This is a genomic window from Actinocorallia sp. B10E7, from assembly GCF_039871655.1.
Classification (GTDB): Bacteria; Actinomycetota; Actinomycetes; order Streptosporangiales; family Streptosporangiaceae; genus Actinocorallia.
Genome location: NZ_JBDPLZ010000006.1, coordinates 110656 through 132050 on the forward strand (window position 1 = coordinate 110656; position 21395 = coordinate 132050).

At 68.0% G+C, this 21395-nt stretch carries 22 protein-coding genes; 12 read left to right on the forward strand and 10 right to left on the reverse strand.

What is annotated here, in order from left to right:
* Positions 1-113: 113 nt before the first annotated feature.
* Positions 114-329: a hypothetical protein gene (locus ABGB12_RS22120; protein ID WP_347680869.1), complete on the forward strand. Its 216-nt coding sequence runs from the start codon at positions 114-116 to the stop codon at positions 327-329.
* A gap of 202 nt (positions 330-531) precedes the next feature.
* Here the strand turns inward: ABGB12_RS22120 and ABGB12_RS22125 are convergent, their stop codons facing one another.
* Entirely contained in the window at positions 532-1221 is a 690-nt protein-coding gene (locus ABGB12_RS22125) for a TetR family transcriptional regulator (RefSeq protein WP_347680871.1), read from the reverse strand.
* Positions 1222-1604: 383 nt separating this feature from the next.
* On the opposite strand from ABGB12_RS22125, the gene ABGB12_RS22130 reads away from it, so the two are divergent.
* The 4 genes from ABGB12_RS22130 (at position 1605) to ABGB12_RS22145 (ending at position 4026) form a co-directional block, all read left to right on the forward strand.
* Positions 1605-1829, forward strand: coding sequence for a hypothetical protein (locus tag ABGB12_RS22130; RefSeq protein ID WP_347680873.1), 225 nt, complete (start codon positions 1605-1607; stop codon positions 1827-1829).
* Between the two features lie 363 nt (positions 1830-2192).
* The gene (locus tag ABGB12_RS22135; protein ID WP_347680875.1) at positions 2193-2354 is read left to right on the forward strand and encodes a hypothetical protein; all 162 of its coding nucleotides are present in this window, start codon (positions 2193-2195) and stop codon (positions 2352-2354) included.
* A 350-nt stretch (positions 2355-2704) separates the two neighbouring features.
* Complete coding sequence (locus ABGB12_RS22140; RefSeq protein WP_347680877.1) at positions 2705-3088, forward strand: MerR family transcriptional regulator; 384 nt, start codon at positions 2705-2707, stop codon at positions 3086-3088.
* Between the two features lie 110 nt (positions 3089-3198).
* Entirely contained in the window at positions 3199-4026 is an 828-nt protein-coding gene (locus tag ABGB12_RS22145; protein ID WP_347680879.1) for an SDR family oxidoreductase, read from the forward strand.
* Positions 4027-4053: 27 nt separating this feature from the next.
* Here ABGB12_RS22145 and ABGB12_RS22150 read toward each other — a convergent pair whose 3' ends face one another.
* Complete coding sequence (locus tag ABGB12_RS22150; protein ID WP_347680881.1) at positions 4054-5397, reverse strand: lipase family protein; 1344 nt, start codon at positions 5395-5397, stop codon at positions 4054-4056.
* A 379-nt stretch (positions 5398-5776) separates the two neighbouring features.
* Between ABGB12_RS22150 and ABGB12_RS22155 the strand changes: the two genes are divergently transcribed.
* On the forward strand, positions 5777-6229 hold the full coding sequence (locus tag ABGB12_RS22155) for a nitroreductase family deazaflavin-dependent oxidoreductase (protein WP_347680883.1): 453 nt from the start codon (positions 5777-5779) through the stop codon (positions 6227-6229).
* A 946-nt stretch (positions 6230-7175) separates the two neighbouring features.
* On the opposite strand, the gene ABGB12_RS22160 is transcribed toward ABGB12_RS22155, so the two are convergent.
* Positions 7176-8072, reverse strand: a complete 897-nt coding sequence (locus ABGB12_RS22160) for a zinc-binding dehydrogenase (RefSeq protein ID WP_347680885.1) — start codon at positions 8070-8072, stop codon at positions 7176-7178.
* Positions 8073-8154: 82 nt separating this feature from the next.
* Between ABGB12_RS22160 and ABGB12_RS22165 the strand changes: the two genes are divergently transcribed.
* Complete coding sequence (locus ABGB12_RS22165; protein ID WP_347680887.1) at positions 8155-9039, forward strand: AraC family transcriptional regulator; 885 nt, start codon at positions 8155-8157, stop codon at positions 9037-9039.
* Between the two features lie 13 nt (positions 9040-9052).
* Here ABGB12_RS22165 and ABGB12_RS22170 read toward each other — a convergent pair whose 3' ends face one another.
* From ABGB12_RS22170 to ABGB12_RS22185, 4 genes are all read right to left on the reverse strand, one after another.
* Positions 9053-9529 (reverse strand): hypothetical protein, encoded by a 477-nt coding sequence (locus ABGB12_RS22170; RefSeq protein WP_347680889.1) that lies wholly within the window; start codon positions 9527-9529, stop codon positions 9053-9055.
* 9 nt (positions 9530-9538) lie between these two features.
* Positions 9539-10666, reverse strand: coding sequence for a DUF6745 domain-containing protein (locus ABGB12_RS22175; protein ID WP_347680891.1), 1128 nt, complete (start codon positions 10664-10666; stop codon positions 9539-9541).
* A 136-nt stretch (positions 10667-10802) separates the two neighbouring features.
* Positions 10803-11720 carry a hypothetical protein gene (locus ABGB12_RS22180; protein ID WP_347680893.1) on the reverse strand — a complete coding sequence of 306 codons (918 nt, stop codon included), beginning with the start codon at positions 11718-11720 and terminating at the stop codon, positions 10803-10805.
* A 369-nt stretch (positions 11721-12089) separates the two neighbouring features.
* Positions 12090-12971, reverse strand: a complete 882-nt coding sequence (locus ABGB12_RS22185; protein WP_347680895.1) for a hypothetical protein — start codon at positions 12969-12971, stop codon at positions 12090-12092.
* Between the two features lie 19 nt (positions 12972-12990).
* Between ABGB12_RS22185 and ABGB12_RS22190 the strand changes: the two genes are divergently transcribed.
* The gene (locus ABGB12_RS22190) at positions 12991-13626 is read left to right on the forward strand and encodes a hypothetical protein (protein ID WP_347680897.1); all 636 of its coding nucleotides are present in this window, start codon (positions 12991-12993) and stop codon (positions 13624-13626) included.
* Between the two features lie 251 nt (positions 13627-13877).
* Here the strand turns inward: ABGB12_RS22190 and ABGB12_RS22195 are convergent, their stop codons facing one another.
* Both ABGB12_RS22195 and ABGB12_RS22200 read right to left on the reverse strand, forming a co-directional pair.
* Entirely contained in the window at positions 13878-14021 is a 144-nt protein-coding gene (locus ABGB12_RS22195; RefSeq protein WP_347680899.1) for a hypothetical protein, read from the reverse strand.
* 775 nt (positions 14022-14796) lie between these two features.
* Positions 14797-15645 (reverse strand): helix-turn-helix domain-containing protein, encoded by an 849-nt coding sequence (locus ABGB12_RS22200; protein WP_347680901.1) that lies wholly within the window; start codon positions 15643-15645, stop codon positions 14797-14799.
* Between the two features lie 101 nt (positions 15646-15746).
* Between ABGB12_RS22200 and ABGB12_RS22205 the strand changes: the two genes are divergently transcribed.
* Positions 15747-16508, forward strand: coding sequence for an SDR family oxidoreductase (locus ABGB12_RS22205; protein WP_347680903.1), 762 nt, complete (start codon positions 15747-15749; stop codon positions 16506-16508).
* Between the two features lie 397 nt (positions 16509-16905).
* Here ABGB12_RS22205 and ABGB12_RS22210 read toward each other — a convergent pair whose 3' ends face one another.
* Positions 16906-17301, reverse strand: a complete 396-nt coding sequence (locus tag ABGB12_RS22210; protein WP_347680905.1) for a RidA family protein — start codon at positions 17299-17301, stop codon at positions 16906-16908.
* A gap of 137 nt (positions 17302-17438) precedes the next feature.
* Here ABGB12_RS22210 and ABGB12_RS22215 point away from each other — a divergent pair, with 137 nt between their 5' ends.
* From ABGB12_RS22215 to ABGB12_RS22225, 3 genes are all read left to right on the forward strand, one after another.
* Positions 17439-18404, forward strand: coding sequence for a WYL domain-containing protein (locus ABGB12_RS22215; protein WP_347680908.1), 966 nt, complete (start codon positions 17439-17441; stop codon positions 18402-18404).
* Between the two features lie 433 nt (positions 18405-18837).
* Positions 18838-19806, forward strand: a complete 969-nt coding sequence (locus ABGB12_RS22220) for a hypothetical protein (protein ID WP_347680910.1) — start codon at positions 18838-18840, stop codon at positions 19804-19806.
* A gap of 499 nt (positions 19807-20305) precedes the next feature.
* Positions 20306-21094 (forward strand): hypothetical protein, encoded by a 789-nt coding sequence (locus tag ABGB12_RS22225; protein WP_347680912.1) that lies wholly within the window; start codon positions 20306-20308, stop codon positions 21092-21094.
* Positions 21095-21395: the final 301 nt, after the last annotated feature.

The following is a 21395-nucleotide window of genomic DNA, read 5'->3' on the forward strand; positions in this document are numbered from 1 at the left end:
GTAGAACTACATCGACATTTCACAATACTCAATGCCGGACAGGGGACGCTTAGCCTCGATAACCGATGGCGGACGGAATCCGTTCAGTCACATCCTCGACTCTGGAGGTGGACATGATCAGAAAAACGCTCGGTGTCGCAGTGCTCGGCGTGGCCCTGCTCGGCACCCCCGCGGTGGCGACCTCAGCGGAGGCCGGCACCACCACGGGCGCCACCACGGCGACCCAGGCCCGGAACTGCTGGTGGGACGACTGCGACTGGTGGGACTACGGCTATTACCACAAGTACTGGCCTCGCCACGGGTGGAAGTACCGGTACTACTACTGGTAATGAGAACTGAGGTCTGTCACGAAGTCGACCCGGGATTCCGCCATGGGGTGGCGATCAGGTTCGCCCCATGGCGTCTCCCGGGTCGACGCCGAACCATAGATTTCACGAAACCTCCCATAATCGAGAGTTGTTTCCCCCGGATTGGCGAACCCGCCATGACGTCCATCGTCATGACCGGCTACGGCCACCGGAGAGAAACGGACTACCGGTGCTCGGTCCGGGAAGCCGGTGGTTCCAGCATGGGCACGAGGAACCGCCGGGCCATCGCGGCCAGCTGCTCGTCGTCGTCGAGATCGATGAGCCGGCTGGGGATCGCCAGGAAGGACGCGGAGATCCGGACCATCATCTCGGCCACGAAGTCGGTGTCCAGGTCGCTCGACACGTTGCCCGCGCGTTGTTCGCGGCGGAGCTGGCCCGCGACGAACCGCCGCACGGTGGCGAGGGTCTGCCCCCCGTCGCTGATCATGGAGGGCACGACCAGGTCCGGTTCCGTGGCGATCAGACCGCCGATCAGCGGGTTGCCCCGGATGGCGCGCAACGAGCTTACAAAGCCCAGGACCACCCGGTCCGCGGCGGTCTCGGCCTGCCCGATGTCGATGAGGAACCGGTCGAAGTAGCGGCGGAACTCCCGACGCACCACCTGTTCGACCAGTGCGTCCTTCGTGGTGAACCGCCGGTAGACCGTGATCCGCGAGACCCCGGCCCGCCGGGCCACGTCCTCCATGGTGGACCGCTGGATGCCCATCCGGCAGAACTGCTCGTACGCGGCGTCGAGCACGCGCGTACGGGCCTCGTCCATGTCGTCGACCTGCTCGACGGCGTCGGTGTACGCGCGTTCGAGCAACGACTCCGGACCCGAGGTCGTCCCGAGGAAGGGCGGCACAGCTTCCATCTTCTCCTCCTGGCGACCGATTCTGCCTCAATCGGCGGCGGCCGCCGCCGTGAATGGGCCTTGTGACGCAGGACACACCGTGCTGTTATCGGACCCACCGTCGATGATACGTGGACACAAGATCCGTTTCATCGTGTCGAAGATGCTCTCGGCCCCGAGGAGGAGCGAAGGCATGGAGGTGGCGGGCGCGGGAGAAGGCGCCGACCCGCGGTACGTGTGGGACGCGGAGGCCGACCCGCTGGTCGCCTCACTGATCGACCGGGGCGATGTGCCCAACGTCAACAAGGTGCTGCGGACCTGGATCAAGAACGGCCCAGGGACGAGTACATCCCCGCCTCCTGGAACTCGGTTCCTCCATCGACGGCACCGTCCTCAGCAAGCCGGTGCTCGGCTCGTTCACCCGCTTCCTGCTCTGGGACACCCTTCTCAAGACGTCCTGGGGTCCGTTCATCGCCGTCCGCGAAGGACTGCTCCCCTTCCCCCTGGCGCCGCAGGCCTACTGGACCTTCGACGAGTTCCTTCGCAAAGCGGCCCTTCTCTTCCTGTCCGAAGCGGGACCGATCAGCATCGAGATCCCGGACACCAACAACCCGAACTACCCGTCCTGACCGCCCGAACCCGGCCCGCGATCTCGCGGGCGGAGGAAGGCCCCCGGCCCCGGCCCGCTCTTTCGCGGACCGGGGCCACTGTTGTGAGCCTCCCCGCGACCCGCCGTCAAAAAATTGCGAATACGCCTTTCCCGATTTTCAAACCCCCGAGTCCCGTCCGATTCCCGAGAGGTTGACACTTCTCGAAGGGCATCTGACGGAGCCGCTGAAATTTTGGACAAAAGGTAACCCTAGGTCCATTTTGACCAACAGCAGAACAATCACAATATTCCCCAATACCCAATGGCGGGCAGAAGCCAATTAGTCTCCAGACTGAATGGCGGATAAGGAGCCATTCAGTCGCATTCCTCACCGGAGGTAGGCATGATCAGAAAGACACTCGGCGTCGCAGTCCTCGGCGCGGCTCTGTTCGGCGCCCCCGCAATGGCGACTTCGGCGGAGGCGAGCACCGTCACGAACGCCACCGCGGTGACCCAGGTCGGGAACTGGTGGTGGTGGGACGACGACTGCGACTGGTGGTGGTGACCCGACCGTGAGCAGTACCGCCATGGCAGGTCCTGAGAACGAGCACTGAGATCTGCCACGAAGTCGGCCTGAGGTTCTCTCGGGGTTCCACCAGGTTCACCCCGAGAGGCCTCAGGCCGACGGGAATCGTCGTCGCGTGTATGAGGGTGCCGCCGAGGGCGGCGCCCATCGCGATGGCCAGGTCGAAGGCGCTGACGTTGACCGAGACGGCCGACGTGGGGGCCGTCTCGGCGTTCTGCCGACCGCGACGTCCAGCGCTGAGCATGCCAAGAACCGAGGATTCTCTTCTCATGCGGGCGAAGCTAAACTCTCACATCGATGTGAGAGTCAGGCCGCGGAGTGGAGGCCCCATGCGGATCGGTGAACTGTCCCACCGGACCGGAGTGAGCGAACGCCTGCTGCGCTACTACGAGGAGCAGGGCCTCCTGCGCCCCGTCCGGCTCCCCAGCGGCTACCGCGAGTACCACGACCAGGACGTCGCCGTCGTCCGCCGCATCCGCGGCCTGCTCGCCGCCGGCCTGTCCACCGCGACGATCGCGAGCATCCTCCCCTGCCTGCGCGATGACGGCTCCCGCCTCGTCCCCACCTGCCCGGACCTGCTCGCCGAACTGCACCGGGAGCGCGATCGCATGACCGAGGCGATCGAAGCCCTCCGCGCCTCCCGCGCCGTCCTCGACACCGTCATAGCCGCCGCCCCCTCGAGCCTCGGCGAGCCCGCCCCCGCCCGTCGGTGACCGCTTCCTCAGACGTCTCCTCGATCCGTGAGCATCTGATTCTTGATGGACAATAACAGCATTCTCATATAGACAATCCGGATCGTCTCAAAATCAATGGGGAGTCGCAGATGGACAAGGACGTCGTGGTCGTCATCGGTGTGGGCGGCATGGGACAGGCGATCGCCCGCCGGGTGGGCAGCGGCCGCAAGGTGCTGCTGGCCGACTTCAACGAGAACACGTTGACCGCCGCCGCCGATCTGCTGCGCGGTGAGGGCCACGACGTCGTCACGCGGCAGGTGGACGTCGGCGACCACGGTTCCGTGACGGCCCTCGCGGACGCCGCCGCCTCGCTGGGGCGCGTCACCCACGTCGCGCACACAGCGGGACTGTCCCCGGTGCAGGCGACGACGGAGGCGATCCTGCGGGTGGACCTGCTCGGCGTGGCGCTCGTGCTCGAGCAGTTCGCACGCGTCGTCGCCCCCGGTGGCGCGGGCGTGGTCATCGCCAGCATGGCCGGTCACCTGTCGGCGGGCCTGTCCGCCGAACAGGAGAAGGCGCTCACCACCACCCCGGCGCAGGAACTGCTCGCCCTGCCGTTCCTGGCACCCGAGGCGGCCGGTGTGCCCGGACTGGCCTACGGCCTGGCCAAGCGGGCCAACGTCCTGCAGGTCCAGGCGGCCGCCGCGGCCTGGGGACAGCGCGGAGCCCGGATCAACTCGATCAGCCCCGGCGTCATCTCCACACCCATGGGGCAGCAGGAACTGACCGGAGAGAACGGCGAGCAGATGCGGGCGATGATCGGCATGTCCGCCACCAAGCGGGTGGGCACCCCCGACGACATCGCCGCGGCCGCGGCGTTCCTGCTGGACGCGCAGGCCGGCTTCATCACCGGCACCGACCTGCTCGTCGACGGGGGCGCCGTCGCCGCCGTGCGCCCGTTCCTGACGGCCGGCTGACGCCGCCCGTCGGAAGAGGCCTCTGCGTCAAGGCTGGAAGGGCATCGTCCAGCAGTTGGAGGTGGTCCTCTCGCCCGCGAGGCGGTCGGCCAGCCAGGACACCGCGTCGCCCTGGTCGGTGAGGAGAGGGGTGAGGTGGTTCAGGAGGGTCTTGTCTCCGAGGTTGGACAGGTTGACGGGCACGTAGCTGACGTCGGCGCCCTTGCGGCACCAGTCCACGGCCAGCCGGCGCGCCTGCGTGTGGGGAACGATGTCGTCCTGGACGCCGGTCGCCACCCGCACCGGCCCCACGGGCTTGAGCTTCCCGATGCGCTGCTTGTCCAGAACGGCCTGCGCCTGCGGCTCGGCCGCGATCACCTCGGCGATGGACTTTCCGCTGACGGTCCACTTCTTGCTCGACGTGAAGGCGTAGCCGAGGATCGCATCGCCCACGCACATGGTGGACAGGTCCTGGAGCGCGGCCCGGCCGGCGGCGTTGACGGTGTTCTCGACGATGTCGCCCAGGGAGGGTTCGGCCTGGATGAAACCATTGATCGACCAGCCCAGCGCGCCGACCAGGGCGCTGCCGTCGATGCCCTTCATGACCGAGGTCAGGTCGGCGGGCGGCGCGCCGGCGTAGGTGCCGACCAGCTTGACGTCGGGCGCGTAGGAGGACTGGAGCTCGGCGGCCGAGGCGCTGGCGCCGCCGCCCTCGCTGTAGCCGTACAGGCCGACGCGGGAGTCCGTGGTGATCGACGACCCCGGCACGGCGTGCGCCGCGCGGGCCGCGTCCAGCAGGGCGCGTCCCCCGTCGAGGCGGTTGACGTAGGTGTGGAGCCGGTCGGTCGAGCCGAGGCCGACGTAGTCGGTGACGACCACCGCCGCTCCGGTGGACAGCAGGCGGTAGATCGCCAGGTTCTCGTAGCCGACCGACAAGGTGTCGCCGGTCAGGGTCGCCGGGTGCTGCAGGGCGAACGAGGGCGCGCACTGGTCGCCCTGGCCCATGGTGCCCGAGGCCAACGCCACCAGCGGACGGGGTCCGTTGTGCTTCCAGGCCGCCGACGGCTCGATGTAGGAGCCGGTCACCGCCACGGGCCGCCCGTTGGAGTCGGTGGACTTGTACATCAGCCGCGTCGCCGTACCGGGCAGCGCGCGTCCGTCCAGGCCCGGCAGGCTGAGGCCGAGAGGCAGTGGCTCGGTGCGGATCAGCGCGCCGTTGGCGGAGGGCAGCGCGGTCGGCGGGCTGTAGAAGGCGGGGATGGTGACTCCCCGGGACACCACGGGCTCCGATTCCAGGGTGGCCGCGCGGGCCGTCCCGGCGAGGGAGGTCGATGCCAGGGCGGCCAGCGATACGGCCAGCGCCGACCGCATGAGGGGTCCAGCGGTTCTCACACTCGCTCCAGGGGGGTGGGGGGCAGCATTGCTCACACTGCCCGCCGCCACCCGGCGGATCTATGCCGATGAGAAACGTCTTTCGACCCCGAACACCCTCTTTGTGATAACCAAGCCCTTACTAAACAAATAACGACCACTCTGCGCGAAATACGCGCTCCATACCGAAGTCACCGAGTCCGTGGACGGCATGGCGTCGACGTCCGAGATGCAGGCTTCGACAGAAAGACAATCACGTCTTCTTGACAGCCCGCCGACGTCCCCTGAGTATCGGGTGAGCGAGAAGGCCGGCCCGAACCTCCGGCGCGCCCACACCACGTCCGCCAGGCGAGGTCGCAACCTGGTGAGGTCACATCCGCGAACGATGGAGGCTGTACGAGTGCTGAAGAGATTCGCCATCGCGGTCGCCGCGGTGGCGGTGCGGATGGCGTCGTTCCTGGGCCCGGGCGCGATGCGTGCCGTCGCGCGGTTCAACAAACGTGTCACCAATCCGATTCAGCGCCTCTGGGCCCCTCACCTGCCCTACTACGCGGTCATCGAGCACGTCGGCCGCAAGTCGGGCAAGAGCTACCGGACCCCCGTCATGGCCTTCGTCGAGGACGGAAAGCTCGCGGTGATGCTGAACTACGGCACGGAGTCGGATTGGGTCCGCAACATACAGGCCGCCGGTTCGGGGGCGGTCGTACACCAAAGCAAGCGGTACCGGCTGACCGATCCTCGCGTCATCCCCGCTGATTCCCCGGATCTGCCGGCGTCCGTGCGCACCGTCGGCGCGCAGGCGCGCAGCGCCCTCTACGGCACCCTGGTCCCGGCCGCACACGCGGAGAGCTGAGATCCTCCCCGAAGCTCCCCTTCCCTCGGGAGGACACCGGGTTCCGGAGCATGGCATGATCGGCCGGCGATCTTCGCTCCCCGGAAGGCTGGCCGCCTACGGCGGCGCCATCGAGGTCACCGCTCACTGGGAGGACGAACTCGACGGGAGCGACGGTATCTACGGCCGGCACGTCTGTGAGCGCCGAGAAACCGAAGCCGTGAGCCGCCCGCCGGAAAGTCGGCAGATGACCGCGGGCATGCCGTCCACGTCGGACGAGGCTCACCAGCCATCCGAACACCTGGAGATCGGGCACAGAGTGCCCCGAGTCGCCGCTTGTCAGGTGTTCAAGGATCTCGACGGTCTTCTGCGGGTCGCGGACGCTGAGGATCAGAACGCGGTATCGACCACCGTGATCGCCGACGCCGGCCCGGACGCTGTGCGTGATCAGCTCATCGGAGTCGCCGGACTTCTTCTTGCCGCCGGAGCCCGCCGACCAGAACGCCCAAGACCCGTTCCAGCCCGTCCGGTCCGGCCGGGGCAGTACGTAGCCCGAACGCATGACCAGCCGGACCAGCGACCAGTGCGGCTCGATGAACGGGCTGAGCACTCCGGCTTCACCGTTGATTCCGGAGTTCTCCTCCTGGCGCCTTTCGGTCGTCACGGCGCGGATCTGAGCGCGGTGGATCGTCAGGTCCGAGGTGTACCGAGGAACGCCAAACCGAACAGAACCAGGCCCAAGACGAACCGCCCACCTTGCGACGACGAACGCCATCGCCCCCCGTGCACACTTTGTACAGTTCGCGATACCCGTCGTTCAGTGCCTCAAGACCCCGCTTCGGATCCGCCTGACCGGCTTGTTCCAACCTGCGGTCTCTTCGTCCCCGACTATGGGCGTCCCAAGGCCGGCACCTCGCACCCTGTCCTACCGGTGCGTCCCCCTGCGCTGGGATTCTGTCGGGCGCTCTCAGGGACGCAGGATCACCTTGCCGAAGGCCGCGCCCGATTCGAGCCGCTCATGCGCGAGCGACGCCTGGGCGAGGGGAATGACCTCCTCGGCGATGCCGCGCAAGGCTCCGCGGGCGGCGAGGTCGAAGACGGTCTCCAGCCCGGATCTCAACCGCGCGGGATCGACCGAGCTGAGGCTGAACATGAGCAGCGACGGGGAACTCTGGAAGAGCCCCACGAGGTCGGCGGCGAAGTCCGGGGCAGGCGGCCCGCCGGCCGCTCCGCACAGGACGTACCGGCCGTTGGCCCGTAGCCGTCCGAGATGACGGCCGAGGTCGGGACCGGCCACAGGGTCGACGATGACGTCGTATGAGGCGTCCTCGTCATCTCGGGTGGAGAACCCGAGTTCGCTCAGACGCCCGGCATGCGCCGCCGACCGGGTACTCGCGGTCACCGCGGCCCCGAGGTGCGCCGCCACCTGGGCGGCCATCAACCCCACACCGCCGCTGGCGCCGCGGACCAGAACACTCTCCCCGGCGGTCACGCCGGCCCGCTCGAGGAGCAGCAACGCCGTCAGCGCGTTGACGCCGAGCGCTACGGCCTGCGCCGAGGAGAGTTCCGACGGCAATTCCACGACGTCGTCGGCCACCGCCGACTCGGCGTAGCCGCCCCCGCCGAGGAAGGCGTAGACCCGCTTGCCGGTCTCCTTGACGACGCCCGCGACCTCCAATCCGGGGACGAATCCCGGGTCAGGGAAGCCGGGGTACTGCCCGCGACGGGACATCACATCGACATGTCCGACGCCCGCGGCTTCGACCTCGACCAGCGTCTTCCCCGGCCCCGGAACGGGATCGGGGAGATCGACGAGGCGCAGGCGGCCCCCGTCGTCGAACGAATGCACGGTGATCGCTTTCATGCCCTCACCGTAGGAATCCTCGGACATATGGGACGATGCTCGAGAAGACCTCATCCATACGAGATCGTGCAGAGCGGACGGCGTGGATCTCTTCAGCGACGTGATCGGCAGCATGCGGGCCGGACGGAAGTCGTTCTGCCGTACCCGTGGCACCGGCCGATGGGGCAGACGGCTGGAGCCGTTCTCCGGAACGGGGTTCCACGTCGTGCTGGAAGGCGGTGGCTGGCTCGTCACGCCGTCCGCGCCGCCGGTACGGCTCGGCGCGGGCGACGTGGTGTTCGTCCCGTACGGTGCGGCCCACGGGCTGAGCGGGGTCCCGGACCGTCCCTTCGCCGAGCTGCCCACGTCCACGGACGCCTTCCCATCCGGGGACGCCGCCACGTCATACGCGGACGTGGTGTGCGGCGCCTATCGATTGGACAAAGGCCAGGCCCACCCCTTCCTGCGCGGGCTCCCCGACGTGATCCACATGCGTTCCGACCGCCACCCCGCCATGCGCACACTGGTCGGCTTGCTGGCCGACCGGCCGGAATCCGGGTCGGGGGCGGACACCGTCGTACCGGCCCTGATCGACCTGCTGCTGGTCCATCTGCTGCGCGCCTGGCACGACGACGCCGACCCGCCCGCGGCGCTGGGCGACCCCGCCATCGCGGCCGCCCTGCACCAGATGCACAACAACCCTCAGCACAAGTGGACGGTGGAGGAACTCGGTGCTGCGGTCGGCATGTCCCGCACCGCCTTCGCCCGCCGCTTCACCTCTCTCGTCGGCCTCCCGCCGATGACGTATCTGACCGGCTGGCGGCTCAATCGCGGCGCGTGGCTACTTCGTGAGACCGACGCGCCGCTGGCGTCGATCGCCCGCCAGGTCGGCTACAGCTCGGAGTTCGCCTTCGCCCACGCTTTCCGGCGCGAGTTCGAGATGCCGCCCGGCCGGTTCCGGCACCGGGAACGCGCCGCATCGAGGTGAGGCCTCTCCTGGCTCAGTCCTCGATGAATCGGTTCCGGTTCCGGGCGTCCGCGGTGGTGGATCCGGGACGGCGGACGGCGGCCACCTGTTCCCGCTGCCGCCGGACGACATAGGTGCCGGGCACGAACCCCGTCGCGCCGTGCTCCGGGTGGAGAAGGTAGACCGGCGCGGACGCCTCGAACAGTCCGAGCGCGAGGCCGAGTCGGTCCCTGATCGAGGTCGTCCAGCGGCAGGTGAACGGATCCGCCACAAGCGTGTGGGGGTTGCCCCCCGCGGCGCCGCGCAGGAGTTCGACCCCCTCGGCCGGTACATCCGCCCAGCGGACGCCGTCCCAGGTCGAGGCCACGTCGGCCACCACGGGCAGCGGAATCACGAGCAGATCGCCTTGGGCCTGGATTCCGTCCAGTACGGGGATCGTGACCTCCTGCTCGAGATGGTCGAGCACGGAAAGGCCGGTCTGCCGGGAGAGAGATGCGAGAGTCACTGTCATGGAATCACCTCAGGTTCGTCGGACGAGCTGGGAGTACTGCGCGGCGGACAGCCCGTAGGTCCAGCCGGCGGCGGTGAGCGGGTCGTCGATGGAGGCGGGCACGGTCAGGCCGTACATGCGGCGGCGTCCGTCCCGTTCCAGGGAGCCGTTGACGGCCAGCAGCACCCGGCTGAAGCCGTCGCGCATGTCGTAGAGCAGCAGCTCAGAGCCCTGGTTTCCAGGGTCGAGCGCGCTGCCGACGAGTTCGAGGCCCGCCTGCTCGATGTAGGCGTCCCAGCCGAGGCGTTCGATCGCGCAGCGCCGGACCTCGGCGTTGCTCTCGGCGGCGATCCGCTCCACGGACGGATCGGTCATCACCCAGCGCGGCACCCGCGTGCCGTGCCACGAGTACACCGACCAGGCATCCGCGAACCGTACCGCTGGACCGTCCGCCGCATGGAGCCGGATCTGGCCCGATCCTCCGGACGGTTCCGTGTTCACCTCCACCGGCCGCTCCGAGACCGTGCAGAGGCCTTCGGTCGGCCACCACCAGCCACACGAACGCGCCAGGACGGCCCAGATCTCCAGCTCCCGGGCATCATCATGCGCATATGCGGCACCGCCGACGCGCCGCCAGAGTTCGTAGTGCGCCAGCCAGTGGGCATCGTGCTGCCCGTACCAGACCAGACCCCGTGATTTCCCGGTCACCACCTTGTGCGCCAGCCGGATGGGGCTGAGCACCGCGTCCAGGACGCTCTGGTGCACCGAGTCGCTTGCTTCCCGGCTGAGCTCCTCCTCCGGCGAGGTCCGCAGCTTCGTCGTCCAGGGAGGCCACCCCGCAGGGATCCGGCGCCGGTCCACGCACACGTCAAGCCGGTCTCGCAAGCGCGCGTACCTGTCCGCGAGCAGCGACGACAGCGGCCAGTCCTCGCCCCTGCCGGGGAGCGAGGCCGAGCACAACCGAGGCGTCGGCGGAATGTGAGGGAGAGCCTCGGCAGGCGACCGGACCCAGACGAAAGCCGGAGCCTTGCGGCCGATCAGACGGTAGAGCTCGGAGATGCCGGCCTCGGCGGCCGCACGGTCGGCGGGCGACGTCGACAACGCGTGGCCCAGCCATTCTTCGCGAATCGCGGCGGCTTCCAGCCGCGCCGCGGTCATCGGGTGAGGGCTGTGGCGCCCTTTCTCTCGATCATGGGCGAAATAATTACATCCCGGACACGCTCCCCGCAAGCACGTTCCAGGCGGCCGTCGCTTCCCTAAGCCACCAGGAGCCCGCGCCTTCGCGTCTCGACGGTCAGAGCAGTTCGGTCCCGGCCTTCACGAGCGCGGCGAGTTCCTTCTTCAGCTCCGCCAGCTCATCCTCGTGCCGGTTCCAGACGACCTGCTGGGCGTCGTTCACCAGCGCGCGCAGGACGTCGACGGCCCCGGTCTCATGCTGGCAGCGGAACATGGCGACGGCGAGTTCCGCCTCCTTTGCGCTCGGAACGTACCGGCGCGCGGGGCTCGCGGGCAGCACTTCGATCGTTCCCGGTTCGCGCTTCAGCCGCGGTTCCCGCTGCCCGCCTTCCGGGCCTCCCCGCTCGATCCCGAAAGTCTCGGGACGCAGCCCGAACCTCTCGCGCTTCTCCGCCTCGGCGTCGAAGCCCGCATCGGCCAGGCACTCGACCACCGGGGCTTTCAACTCGTCGAGCCGAGCCGAATCGACGGCATCGGAGTACTCCCGACTCATCTCGTCGCGGAGATCGCCCGCCCTTCTGAAGACCTTCCGGTGATGCGGCCCGGTCTTCCGGCGGAACTCGGCTACACAGTTCCTCAGAACCTTGTCGTGGTTCGTGTTGGAAGCCACCACCTTGGCGGGGACGGCCGGCAGGTTCGTGCCGAACCCCTGGCCTCTCGCGTGCGCTTCCGTCGCCCAGCCGACGAGTTCCCGGTCGAGGGTGAGGAGCGGCGACAACCTCGGCGCGGCTTCCGGATCGGCCTGTTCGTAGTACCGGTACCTGCGCTCCACCATGCATCTGTAGACCAGCTTCCGCCGGATCTCCTCCAGCGTCCTCATCTTCTCCACTGGGAACCCGGCGAAAGGCTGGGAAGAAGTGATCTCGATGTCGTTCGACAAGTCGACGGACGGCCCCGGGGCCTTCGTCCCCGCTTCTCCGGTGCATCCCACCACCGCGAGGACCACCAGAACGCAGGACACGACCGGACGAGCCACGCCGGGACACCTGAGCATCCGAGAGAACAGCATGATCGACCATCATCGTCGGTCACACCCGGCAGGACGCGCCGCGCAGATGGCCTTGATCGGTCACCCGTCGGCCGGAAGCATCCAGCCGACCATGACTCCGGGCTCGTCGCCGTCCCCCCGCATCGATCCGATCGCCGACAGAGAGATTCGCGCGGGCGAGTGCTCCGGCCCAGGAGAGGCCGGGGATCACGAGACTTTCGCTTCGGGCTCGATCAGCCGGCCGACTGTGCCCCTTCTCCAAGATCCCCAGCAGTCCTGGGACCGTGCGGAGTTCTCCTCTGGCAAGGCAGAACAGGCGGGCAGGCGTCGGGCCGCCCGCCGAGAGGGATCCGCGGGTCAGGCGGCCGGATAGGCGAAGTTGGCGTAGGCGTCGTTGACCCTGATGTAGAGATGCAGGCTGGTCGTGCTCGCGCAACTGACGCCCATGGTGAGGGTCTGGCTGGTCGCGCCCTGGGGGATGGTCACCGGGTTCGGGGAGAACACCGTGAGGCACTGGCCGGTGACGATGATGGGGAGTTCCTTGGTGGCAGGTGCGGTCAGGGTGATGGTGACGCGATAGCGCGTGACGTCGTTGAAGGGAGTGCCGGACGGCGGGTTCGCGGTGATGGACGCGACATGGTCGGCGTAGACCGGAGGCTTGGCCTTCACGGTGATGATCCGGTCGAGGAAGTAGTCACCGTAGGCGGCGGTGACGCGGGCCTGCGTGGTGGTCTCGACGTCGGGAGCCGTCCAGGAGAAGGGGAAGACGGCCTCGCTGCGGCCCTCGGGGATCGTGACGGTGACCGGCTCGGTGTTCGGCAGTGATCCGGTGAAGGAGATCTGGATCGTGGCCGCGCGCGTGTTGTCGCCCATGACCCAGACGTCGCCCGTAAGGGTTTCGCCTGCGGTCACAGTGCCGGCGTGGAGATTGATCGCCATCACGCGGAGGCGGCCCATCAGGGTGACCGAGGCTTCAGCCGTCCCACCTCCTGCGGAGGCGATGATCCGGACGGTCGCCTGCGGGACGCGGCGTTCAGCCAGTTTGTTGACGACGGTGAAATCGGCCGTGCTCTTGCCCGCAGGAACAGTCACAGTGGCCGGAAAGTCTGCTTCACCCTCGTTCGCATCCGCCGGCAGGGACAGCGTGACGACCGTACCGCCGTCCGGCGCAGGACGGTCGAGGGTGACGGTCCCGGTCGCCGATGCGTCGAGGTGGACGACGCCCGGCTCCAGCAGCAACCCGGTCACCTTGGCACCGGTGGGCGCGGGAGTGTCCGGCGACGTCGATGGTGAAGGCGACGTGCTGGGTGAAGGCGACGTGCTGGACGAGTGCGACGGCGCCGGGGAAGGCGACGGGGGTGCAGGCCGCGCGGCGTCGTTCACCTGCAGGACGGCGGTGCGCACCGCCTTGCCGCGGGACGCGATCAGCGTGACCGCTCCGGCGCGAGCTCTCTCCGCCGCCGAGAATCGGAACGAGACGGATTTCGCCCCGGCCGGTATCCGGACCGCCTTGGGCACGGACACGTCCCGTGACTCCGACCTGAGCGTCACCGCACTCCCGCCGGGCTGCGCGGGCCCGGAGAGCCGGACCGTTCCGACCCCCGAACCGCCCGGAGCGATCGCCGACGTCGACAGCCGGAGGGACCGCAACCCCGGCAGCGGGAGCACGGTCAGCTTGCGGACGAGGGCGGTATTGCCATACCGCACCTTCACGCTGCGGAAGGTCTTCTTCGGCGTCGCCGAGGTCCCGATCCAGAAGGACGCCTTCCGGCTGCCCGCTTTGACCACGACCCGCTTGGGCGCCTTCACCCCGCGCGCCGAGACCGTGACGACGAGCCTGGTCGGCGCCTTTCTGGTGAACGTCACCGTGGCGCGCGTCCCGTGGCCGCCGTAGACCGTCGCGTGGTCGAGACCGAACCCGATGAGCCGCAGCTTGGCCTGCGAAGCGACCGGCGTGGCCGTGATCGTCTGGTTCGTTGTGCCGGACCCATCGACCCCGACAGCCGTTCCCACCGCGGTCAACACCGCCGCCGTACCCAATGCCAGACTCCAACGGACCGCAGCACGCATGGGGATACCTTGATCATCGGAGGCGGGTCGCGAAGATCCTAGCGACCGGCTTCCCAAAATGAAAAGATCCAAATGTCACGATTCGCCGTCCAGCCGTACCCGGTCCGCCCCGGCTCGGGCGTCGGCAGGACTTCGATGCGGGCAGACCTCGTCGAGGTAGAGGTCAGTGCGTCGGCTGTGGGCGTTGCCTTCGAGCGGCACCAAAAAGAGTTCGGTCATGCAGCGGGTGATGGCGTCCTTTGTCCGGACGGGCCAGCCCGTGAGGGGCGGACAGGAAGCTCAGCCTGCATGGCCCCCGAGGGCAAGGTTGCCGACGGATTGCGTCCACGGAGGTGGTGTATGAGTTTCCGCAGGTGAGGGGCATGTCGTCGTGACGCGAGACGGCCATCGCGTGATCCTTCGAATCGACCAAGATCAGAAGGAGAGAAAACACGGTGGCCGTGAACAACAGTGTGAACCCTGAAGGCCGACTGGCCGAGCAGATCAGCGCGTGCGAGCCGGATCCGTTGCGGGCCATGGTGCAGACCATGGCGAACGCTTTGATGTCGGCCGAGGCCGACGCCCGTGCGGGGCCGGCTACGACGAGCGCTCGGATGATCGGGTCAACTCCCGCGATCTCATTGCCCGGGGGCTGCGGGCAGGAGGTGTCCGACCTACCGTCGGCCGATTGCCCGTTGATGACACACCGCGGATCAACAGCCTCAGAAACGATCAAGAACCAGCTCGGAATCATGCTCCCGAGCCGGGCCTTCGTGATGAGAGCGGATGACGGGAATCGAACCCGCGCTGTCAGCTCGGGAACCGTCACCGCCCGTCCAGCCCACAATCCCTGACCTGCGGTCGGCACCTGCCGTAAGTAACCCCTGTTAACCCCTGATCACCCTGGCTAATGGCACGGCCACCATCCTCTGATATGACGCTCGCCGGTCTTGCGCACTCAGGCAAAGAGGTTTCCAGCCCTCCGAGCAGCAACCGCCATCCGGAAACGATCTTGCTAGTGGCTTGATGCGGCTCCAGGGCCTGGCGGCTCGGCGGAGGTGATCAGCGTGTTCAGCAGTATCAGCGCATCCGCGTTCGCTGTGCCCGGAGCCGCACGGTAGACGGCCAAGGTCTGTTGGTCGTGCGGCAGAGTGAGGATCTCCGTCACCAACTCGAACACCCCCACTTGAGGATGGTCGAACCTCTTATGGAGAACGGCTGCGTCGCTGACTTGATGCAGAGCCCATAGCCGGGCGAAATCAGGAGAGGCGATGGTGAGTTGCCCGATGAGCCGGGCGACGTTGTCGTTGCTCGGCTCTCGTGCCGCCAACCTGCGCAAGTGTCCCACGGTTTCCTCCGCCACCAAGCTCCAATCCGGGTAGAGCCGTCGGCTGGCGGGGAGGAAAAACAGCCTTCGGGCCATATTGCACTCGCCCTCGGCGGTCAGACCCAGCAGGGCGCCTCCGACGGGTGTCCATGCCAGCGCATGGAGCGACTTGCTCAGTATCACGGCGGGAAGGTCATCGAACCTGCGCAGGATCTCCAGAACCTCTGCACGCACCTCGCACGATCCGACATCGGCGTCCTCAAAGCGCAGGCGGCCGGCCAGGCGCATCAGATGTTCTCGTTCGGCCGTCCGCAGCGACAGGGCTCTCACCAGAGCGTCGAGGACCTGCGGCGAGGGCACCAGTCGGCCCTGCTCGATCCGCGTGTAGTAGTCCGGGCTGACCCCGGCGGCGGCCGCGACCTCCTCCCGGCGTGCGCCGGGCACCCGCCGTCTTCCTCCTCCCGGCCGAACCCCGAGGTCGGAGGGTTGTACGCGGGCGCGGCATGCACGTAGAAAATCACCGAGCTCAGTTCCCACCGTTCCAGAGTGCCCGACCGTGGTGAGTGTAGGCAGGTCACGATTGTCCTAGGCAAAGCTCGCCCTGGCCCGAGGCGGCACCGAACGGCACGGTAGCGCCCATGGCATACACGTCCCTCCCCCTCACCGGCCGCATTGCGATGATCACTGGCGCGTCCTCCGGGATCGGCGCGGCAACGGCTCGGCGTCTCGCAGCTCAAGGCGCACAGGTGGCTCTTGCCGCCCGGCGGACCGATCGCCTGCAGAACCTCGCCGACGAGATCGGCGAGTCCGCAGTCCCTTTTGAATGCGACATCACGCGAACAGGCGCTGTTCACGACCTGGCTGAGCGTGTCTCAACAGCCTTGGGAGAGCCTGACGTGCTGGTCAACAATGCCGCAGTCATGCTGCCCAATCCCCTCGCCGACGCTCGCATCGACGAGTGGCAGCGCATGATCGCGCTCAACGTCACCGCGCTGCTGGAAGTAACCGCAGCTTTCCTTCCCCACCTGAGCAAAGCCATCGAGCGGGGGCGCCCGGCCGACATCGTGAATGTGTCCAGCACAGGAGCCGACGTGCAGGTGCCTTCCTTCGCCGTATACGGGTCCACAAAAGCCGCAATGAGCTACCTCTCTCGATCCCTGCGTGTTGAGCTCGCTCCCCAAGGACTGCGGATCACCGACATCAAACCCGGCGGCACCGATACCGAACTGTTCCAGCACGGCTCTCACTCCGGCATTCGCGAGAGGCTCATCGGCGCGGCTCAGCAGATGAGGCTGCTCGATCCCGAAGACGTCGCCGATGCCATCTCCTACGCGATCACCCGCCCGGCACACGTCTGCCTCTCCCAGATGACCGTCATGCCCCTCACCCAGGCCCAGTAGAAAAGTTCTCATCGAAGCCAACGGACGGTTCAGATCCGTCCGGCAGATGAGCCGCGCCACGATCTGGCACAGCTGATCGTCCGTCAGCGGCTCACACGCAACCCGCAAGCTCAGAACGATCAAGGCCCCGCTCTGGACTCATGCTCCTGAGCCGGGCCTTGGCCATTGGAGCGGATGACGGGAATCAAACCCGCGCTGTCAGCTCGGGAACAAAAGTGAAGGTCTGCTCTCGCGGCTCCTGACCTGTGAGCCGGCTTGGTCGCGAGTGCCCCCTACTGCTCTCTACTCACCCTGGTTGATTGCGCGCCGATTGCCACCATCCTAAGCACCGGAAATCACCCACCTGCCTACTACTCGTGCCGCCTCCGGCAGCCCTGCCGGAGGCGGCGAGGTCGCATCACGCGACGGCGGTCCCCTCAAGCTCGACCATCAGGTCGGGGATCGCCAGCCGTGTCACCCCCAGCATCGTGGTGGACGGTGCCACCCCGGCGGCGCCCAGCCGCGACGCCAGCACGCCGTAGTGCTCGAAGAGCCGATCGACGTCGGTGGTGTAGACGTTGAGCCGGACGACGTTCGCGAGGGACATGCCGGCCTCGCCGAGCACGGCCTCCAGGTTGTCGAGGCTCAGCGCCAACTGCGCCGCCATGTCATCGGCATGCCGGGGCTTGCCGTCGCCGCTCATCGCGGTCTGTCCGGCGCAGTACAGGGTTCGGGTGTGCCCGGAGACGATCTCACCCTGGTTGTACCCCATCTCCACCGACCACGCCCACGGGTTGACCGCCGTGCGTTCCATTGCCACATCAGCTCCTTTCGATTCGTCGACGTCAAGTACGCCGATCGGCTCGGTAGCCGCCATCTTTTTGGTCGCGTTGATGAGCCTCCCAACAAAATCACGACATCCTATGTCGTGTATTTCGATAAAGTTCTCGCATGCGCGCCGACCGGTTGGTCTCACTGGTGCTGCTGCTGCGCCGGCATGGTCGGCTGTCCGCGACCGCGCTGGCCCGCGAGCTGGAGGTGTCCACCCGCACCGTGCTGCGCGATATCGAGGCGCTGTCCGCGGCCGGCGTCCCGGTCTACGCCGAACGCGGCCGACACGGCGGTTTCGCGTTGCTGCCCGGTTTCCAGACCGAGCTCACCGGACTGAACCACGATGAAGCGCTCGCCCTGCTGATCGCCGGATCACAGCGCGGCGCGCAGGCGTTCGGCCTCGGCTCGGCGCTCGCTTCGGCCATGCTCAAAGTCGTCGACGCGCTACCCGAAAGCCATCGGGACACCGCGGCCGACGCGGCCCGGCGATTGCTCATCGACCCCGAGACCGACCTCCTCTCACGCCGACTGGTCGCTGAGGAGGTGCCCGACACCGTCATGGCCGAGATCCGGTGCGCGGTACTCGCCGGACACAAGCTGCGCATCCACTACGCGGCTGTGGACCAGACCCCGAAATGGCGCACGGTGGACCCGATCGGCCTGGTCACCGTACGCGGCCAGGGCTACTTGCTGGCCGCGAGGTCTGGAACGGACCGCACCTACCGGCTGTCCCGGGTCTTGGCCGCCGAGGAACTCGCCGAACCCGCGCAGCGACCAGACCGGGTCGATCTGGACCAGGCCTGGCAGGAACGCAGCACGCGGTTCCGGACCGGCGGCGACCAGGTCGCCGTGCTGGTACGGGTGAACCCGACACGGCGGGACGAGCTGGTGGGCACCGCGCTGGCCGTCCGCGCCGAAGAAGCCGACGCGGACGGTTGGCTGCGGCTGGAAGCGGCCTTCCAAGATTCGAGACACGCCGAATGGGCGCTGTGGCAGCTCGCCACGGACGCGGAAGCCCTGGCCCCGCAGTGGCTGCGCGCCGCCCTGCGCGACCGCGCCGCCGAGATCGCCGCCCTCTACGAGTGAGCCGCACCGGCTGTCAATGTCACGGCGCCAGATCGCCCGCCCCTTGGAAACGATCAGGGCCCAGCCTGGGTGAACGGTTTGTGCGCCCGACTGCCGGCTCGGTCGTTTCTGGTGGAGGCGGGTAGAGGACGCGCTGGCGCAGCCGTTCCCGCACGTCGAATTTCCGGTCGACTTCCATGAGTTCGAGTCGGCTTCCGCGACTATGGAGCGATCCATTATCGGCGCCTCCCAGATTTGTCACCCAAGTGAGCGGGAAGCCTGCGCAAAAAGCAATGGGTTACATATTCGGCCCGTTTCGACTAAGAATATGGAGCGAACGAGCGGCTAAGGGGCGAGCCGCCCCGTCCGACCGTGCCGATCACCGACGGCTCCCTTCGTCTGCGGCCGAAAGCCGCGGTGGGCGGGCCCTGCAGTCGTGTGAAAGGAATCCTGCATGAGTGTCCCGATCGTCCTCGCGTTCCTTTCGGGATGTCTGTACTACCTGGGTTTCGTCTTCTTCAAGGACGCGGCGGACGTCCTTCCGCCCCTGCGCGGCACCCGACCCGGGCATTTCGCGGCGGCCGTGGCGCGCAACGGCCGGTGGCTGGCCGGGGCCGCGCTCATGGGCGGCGGCGTGGTGATGCAGGTGGTGGCGGCGCCGCAGCTGGAGCTTCCCATCCTGGTCACCGCGCTGCTCGCGGGGCTGGCCGCCCTCGTCGCCCTCTCACTCGCGGTGAGGCGTGAGCGCGCCGGCGGAGCCGAGGCCGCATGGCTGACGGCGATGGCGGCGGGCGGCCTCCTCGTCTCCTGGTCAGATCCCGCGACGCCGGCCGACGTCTCCGGAGCCGCCCTCACCCTGCTGGCCCTGCCCTCCCTCGCCCTGCCCGTACTCCTGTTCACGCTCGGCGACACCAGGCCCGACGGCCGGCACGCCCGCCCCCTGACCGGCATCGCCTACGGCATCGGCGCGGGCGTCCTCGTCGGCTTCGCCGAACTCGCCTTCAACCTCCAGGCGCGGGAGGGTTTCGACGCCGACGCGTTCACCGGCCCCTTCATCCCCCTGTTCGTCGTCGGGGTCACCATCGGCCTCGCCCAACTCCAGATGGCACTGCAGCGCTGCCGACTGCTCACCGTGGTCTTCGTCGCGACGATCGTCGCCAAGGCCTACCTCGTCGCCGGCTTCGGCCTCCTGAGCCTCCCCCTGCCAGGACCGGCCTTCGCCACCCCGGCGCTGCTGGCCGCCGGGCTCGTCCTCATCGCCGTCGCCCTCCTTCTGATCCCCCGCCATGAGCCCACCACCCGCCCGGTCCCCGCCCCCGGCCCCGCCCGCACGGTACGGCGGCGGTCCCCCCGGCCTCATGATGCCCGGCCGGCGCAGCCCCCGGCGCCGCGGCACCCGAACGCGACCCCGTACACGCGCTGACCGCGGGCCATGCGTGCCGGGGTGGAGCGTGCCCGAGGGCGGGGCCTCGATCAGCCACCGGTCTCATGGATTCGTGTGGACGAGTGCTCCGGTTGGCCGGGGCCGGGGAGCGAACCACACCCGGCTCCTGCTCACCGAGCGTGACGGCGGTTCCTGGGCGGTTCTCGGCCCCTCCAGCGGCGTCATCGCCTACGGCACTCTCGACTCCCGCGCCATGGCCTGGAAGCTCATCGCGAAGCGACCCGGCGCGTCCGAACACCGAGGACACAGAAGGCGAATTACGGACTACCCAAAACAAAGTGTCCGAATATGACTCAAATACAGCGGCATCGCCGTAGCACGTCCGGATGGGTCGTCGCTCACAGCCATGTCGATGTTTCCCACCCCCGCCGCGGCACCAGTGGACGCAGTTCCTGCCGTCGGACTTCGCCGACGACGATCGGGTGACGCTGACCAAGGCGCTCGGGCCGAGGTCACGCTCCCGGAGCGGGTCGGCTTTGTGAACGAGATCGTGGGCAGCGCCTCCGACCTGTGGATGGTCGGAATGCGGAGCGAGGGCACGGCCTCGGAGCACGTCGTCCTGCACTTCGACGGCCGGAACTGGAAGACCGTCAAGCGGATTCCGCGGTTCGACCAGGCGGCGAACGGCCTGGCGGCCCTACGCGATGGTTCCGTCCAGTTCATTGTGTCGACGAACAAGAGCACCACGGTCTGGCGCTATGACCGCCGCGACTGGACGAGCGTCACCGCCGTCAAGAGGCGTGTCGCGGCCTCCGCCCTGCCCGACGGCACGATCTGGGCCATCACGCGCCCCGGGATCACGCCGGGCCGCTTCAACGGGCGCACATGGACGGCGGTGAAGGCCCCTTCCTGCGCCTTCCTCTGCTGCACGAAGGCCAAGCCCTGCACCGGCGTCTACCCCTACGACCTGCTCTCGCTATCCTCACGCAACGTCGTGGTGAGCTACTCCGTCACCCAGAAGAGTGTTGGCCAGCGCCACTCCGTCGTCCGCTGGAACGGCAAGAAGTGGAGTGTCCTGTACAAGACGGGCGCGGACTTCACTCGGGCCCTGTTCTCCGACGGCAAGGGCGGATTCTGGGCCATCCGCGTCAAGCCCCACACCAACGTCGCCGAGCACTACACCAAGTCCGGCAAGCGCGTCTCCTACCGCTTCGACCTTCCGCACCAGTGGCTCTCCTCCATCGGCCTGGCCGTCAGCCCCAACGGCAGCTTCATCGCCTACGGCTCCAACTTCACCAAGGCCATGGCCTGGAGGCTCTCCAAGTGAAGGAGACAGTGAGGATCGGCCTTTCGGTCGTCGCCGTCGGGGCGATGCCGACGGCCGGGAGCACCGGCGCGGCGGGCGTCCTGGCCCCCGGTCGGCTGACTGGACCAGCACGGGCCTCATGGCACGCTCATGGCACGGGCGTCACCACCCAGGCCAGAAAAAGATCAAAGCCAAGCTTCGGACTCATGTCCTGAGCTGGGCCTTAGTCGCCGCCTTCACGGGCCCTGGCCTGCCGATCCACCCCGATCGCCCCCGGCCTCCGCGGCTCGGTCCGGACCCGCCCTCCGACCGTGGAATGGGG

Coding starts and splice junctions, on each gene's coding strand:
- ABGB12_RS22220 (WP_347680910.1), top strand. CDS start 18,838: ATGAGTGTCCCGATCGTCCTCGCGTTCCTTTCGGGATGTCTGTACTAC.
- ABGB12_RS22215 (WP_347680908.1), top strand. CDS start 17,439: ATGCGCGCCGACCGGTTGGTCTCACTGGTGCTGCTGCTGCGCCGGCAT.
- ABGB12_RS22160 (WP_347680885.1), bottom strand. CDS start 8,072: ATGAAAGCGATCACCGTGCATTCGTTCGACGACGGGGGCCGCCTGCGC.
- ABGB12_RS22210 (WP_347680905.1), bottom strand. CDS start 17,301: ATGGAACGCACGGCGGTCAACCCGTGGGCGTGGTCGGTGGAGATGGGG.
- ABGB12_RS22205 (WP_347680903.1), top strand. CDS start 15,747: ATGGCATACACGTCCCTCCCCCTCACCGGCCGCATTGCGATGATCACT.
- ABGB12_RS22195 (WP_347680899.1), bottom strand. CDS start 14,021: ATGACCGAACTCTTTTTGGTGCCGCTCGAAGGCAACGCCCACAGCCGA.
- ABGB12_RS22145 (WP_347680879.1), top strand. CDS start 3,199: ATGGACAAGGACGTCGTGGTCGTCATCGGTGTGGGCGGCATGGGACAG.
- ABGB12_RS22140 (WP_347680877.1), top strand. CDS start 2,705: ATGCGGATCGGTGAACTGTCCCACCGGACCGGAGTGAGCGAACGCCTG.
- ABGB12_RS22135 (WP_347680875.1), top strand. CDS start 2,193: ATGATCAGAAAGACACTCGGCGTCGCAGTCCTCGGCGCGGCTCTGTTC.
- ABGB12_RS22170 (WP_347680889.1), bottom strand. CDS start 9,529: ATGACAGTGACTCTCGCATCTCTCTCCCGGCAGACCGGCCTTTCCGTG.
- ABGB12_RS22175 (WP_347680891.1), bottom strand. CDS start 10,666: ATGACCGCGGCGCGGCTGGAAGCCGCCGCGATTCGCGAAGAATGGCTG.
- ABGB12_RS22125 (WP_347680871.1), bottom strand. CDS start 1,221: ATGGAAGCTGTGCCGCCCTTCCTCGGGACGACCTCGGGTCCGGAGTCG.
- ABGB12_RS22120 (WP_347680869.1), top strand. CDS start 114: ATGATCAGAAAAACGCTCGGTGTCGCAGTGCTCGGCGTGGCCCTGCTC.